Annotated in this window: 4 protein-coding genes; 2 read left to right on the top strand and 2 right to left on the bottom strand. The window is 32.0% G+C overall.

Translation table 11 applies throughout. The features are described 5' to 3' along the window. Positions 1-8: 8 nt before the first annotated feature. Together BPMYX0001_RS26100 and BPMYX0001_RS26095 are read right to left on the bottom strand one after the other, a co-directional pair. On the bottom strand, positions 9-392 hold the full coding sequence (locus BPMYX0001_RS26100; RefSeq protein WP_006097181.1) for a hypothetical protein: 384 nt from the start codon (positions 390-392) through the stop codon (positions 9-11). Position 393: 1 nt separating this feature from the next. Continuing rightward, positions 394-1,590: an alpha/beta hydrolase family protein gene (locus tag BPMYX0001_RS26095; RefSeq protein ID WP_006097180.1), complete on the bottom strand. Its 1,197-nt coding sequence runs from the start codon at positions 1,588-1,590 to the stop codon at positions 394-396. Between the two features lie 58 nt (positions 1,591-1,648). On the opposite strand from BPMYX0001_RS26095, the gene BPMYX0001_RS26090 reads away from it, so the two are divergent. Next, on the top strand, positions 1,649-2,044 hold the full coding sequence (locus BPMYX0001_RS26090) for a DUF1433 domain-containing protein (protein ID WP_006097179.1): 396 nt from the start codon (positions 1,649-1,651) through the stop codon (positions 2,042-2,044). 75 nt (positions 2,045-2,119) lie between these two features. Then, the gene (locus BPMYX0001_RS26085) at positions 2,120-2,512 is read left to right on the top strand and encodes a DUF1433 domain-containing protein (protein ID WP_006097178.1); all 393 of its coding nucleotides are present in this window, start codon (positions 2,120-2,122) and stop codon (positions 2,510-2,512) included. Positions 2,513-2,613: the final 101 nt, after the last annotated feature.

Here is a 2,613-nt window from a genome sequence, read left to right as displayed (position 1 = left end):
TTTTTTTCTTATTTTTTTCCACAACTATCAATTAAATCATATTGTACAGAAATGATTTCATTTCGAATTTGGTTGAGGTGATCATGTAATGTTTTTTTAACTGCACTACCTGTTTTACTTTCAAAACTTTTATCTAGTACAATCCCTTGTTCAGTTAAGCTTTTGCATACATCATGAAATGATTCTTTATTTTTTTGAATGTCATTTTTTTGTTTTGTTATGATGCTATCTGCTTTCAATGATACTTCAGTTTCTAAAAATGTTCGTTGCGCTTCTCTTTCCAAATGTTTTTTCGCAGCTTGTAATTCATCAACGACATTTCCTGCGAGATCTTTTACAGCTTTTTCTATTTCTTTTTCTATTTTTTGAATTTCCCCTATAAAATCTATCATGTTATCTCACCGCTAATCCTTCCAATTTTGTGCCCAACTGATTATCTTTATCTCGCAGTGAATTGGCAGCATCTGCAATATCATATCCAAAACGGCTTAATTCTTTTTGTTTTTTCCGTAAAAGATGAATTAATTCTTCTGCAAGTTTTACATCATGAAAATAATCTTTTCCGTTTTGAGACGTTTTTGCAATTTTTCTGATGGCCTCATCTACTTCATGTTCTTCTAATAGATGATATTTTCCCCCTGGACCTGTTTCATGTTTTAACTGACTTTTTAATTTTGCAACTTCCTCTTCTTCTTGTCGTTGAAATTTTTCTATACTTTCAACAATACGAAGTAATGTATCACTTATTTTTTGTATTTCTTTTGCACGTGCAATAATGTCATCTGGTTCTAGTTGTAATATAGGACTTCCATTAGCATGAAACATTCCTTCGAATGAGGGTCTGAAATGTCCTTTCATACCTAGATTTTCCATCCATCCCTCATCTACTCCGCTATGTTTTACTGTAAATTGCTTTCCAATTAATGGTTCGCCGAATTGGGTGTGATTCCCGATTTGATCGTCTGGATGTGTAAAGTCAGTTGCTTTGTTCTCCATTTCCCCTGCATCTACTCGTTTTTTTGCTTCAGGACTTAATAGTTTATAAGGATTTGGTGCAGCATATGTAGTTGCATAACAATTTAATTCTGCAGCGACAAGGTCTGCTTCTGCACCACCTTTACTATGTCCAGTAGTATGAAGCGAAGTAGGGGTATATTTTTCTACGACTTTGTTTTTTGCCCATTCTAATCCAGTATCAAATGTTGAAGGGAGAGTTACTGTTACTCCTGTTGTTCCAACCCCCCCCGCTCTTCTATAGTTCTTTTTCATCCCTAATATAATTTGAAATAAATCTGTAGGGATATCTCCATCAAAGGCATCTGCTTCTGTTCCACGAAATGCTAGGATTATATCATCATAATGTGTTGCATTTTCGTCATATTTGTCTGCTGGTACTACGGCAATGGCTTGTAGTCCATTTTTTACTTCTCCCTTATCATTTGCATTTATCAACTCTATAACCTTCCATTTTTTACCGTAGGTACCTATTAATTCTGATCCTTTGTGAAAAAAATCGTTGTTATAAACATCACTTGATAGTTTAAAAAAATCTTCTTCTGTTGCAATGGTATTCTTTTTGAATTCACTCATATGTTTCAACTCATTTCATGGTATATTTTAACTATATTCAAATGCAAGGGGATTCCAAATGAAAAAGATATTGGTAATTGTTTTATCCATTATTTGTATTATAGCAGGAGGGTATTTTACTATGGAATACTTAAAACAAAAAGAAAAAGAAAAAGCACAAGAAGAAAAGTTTTGGAAAACACAAGAAGCACGGGTTGAAAAGTTTATTCGTTATAATGTTAAAGATATGAAATCTATTAAATTTACAAAACATGAGATAAATCCGATGGGAATCCCTTCTATAAAAGGATATATAAATGATAATCAAGAATTATGGTTTGTAGCTAGTATTAGTACTACAGAAAATTTTGAAGATCATTTTGGACGTTCTGGAGAACTGGGGAAACTTATAAAAGATCCTGAAAAAGCTGTATCAGAAATTGAAAAAGAAGAGAAGGAAAAGAAACAAGAGTAGTCTTTGCACTACTCTTTTCTTCTCTATCCTATTTTAAGAAAGATGCATTGGTAAGTTTTTATAAGGTGGTTTTCTATGAAGAAAATAATCATCTGGTTTGTATCTGCTGTGGTGCTTATAGCAGGAGGGTATTTTACTATGGAATACTTAAATCAAAAAGAAAAAGAACAAGTACAAGAAGAAAAATTTTGGAAAGCACAAAAAATAAGAGTAGAAAAGTATATTCATTATAATATTCAAGATGTAAAGTCTATTACATTTACAAAAAAAGAAGTAAGTCCTATGGGCGTTCCTAAATTAAAGGGTTATATAAATAAAGATGAACAGTTATGGTTTATAGCTAGTATTAGTACAACAAAAGATTTTGAAGATGATTTTTCGCGTTCTGGAGAACTGGGGAAACTGATAAAAGACCCTGAAAAATCCGTATCAGAAATTGAAAAGGAAGAGAAAGCAAAGAAACAATAGTGGTCTTTGCACTACTCTTTTTTTCTCTATCCCATTTTAAGAAGAATGCATTGGTAAGTTTTTTATAAGGGGATTTCTTATGAAAAAATAATGATTTTGAT

It is taken from the genome of Bacillus pseudomycoides DSM 12442 (assembly GCF_000161455.1).
Lineage (GTDB): Bacteria > Bacillota > Bacilli > Bacillales > Bacillaceae_G > Bacillus_A > Bacillus_A pseudomycoides.
Note: the sequence above shows the minus strand (reverse complement) of the source record. Positions and strands in the feature narration are given on the sequence as shown.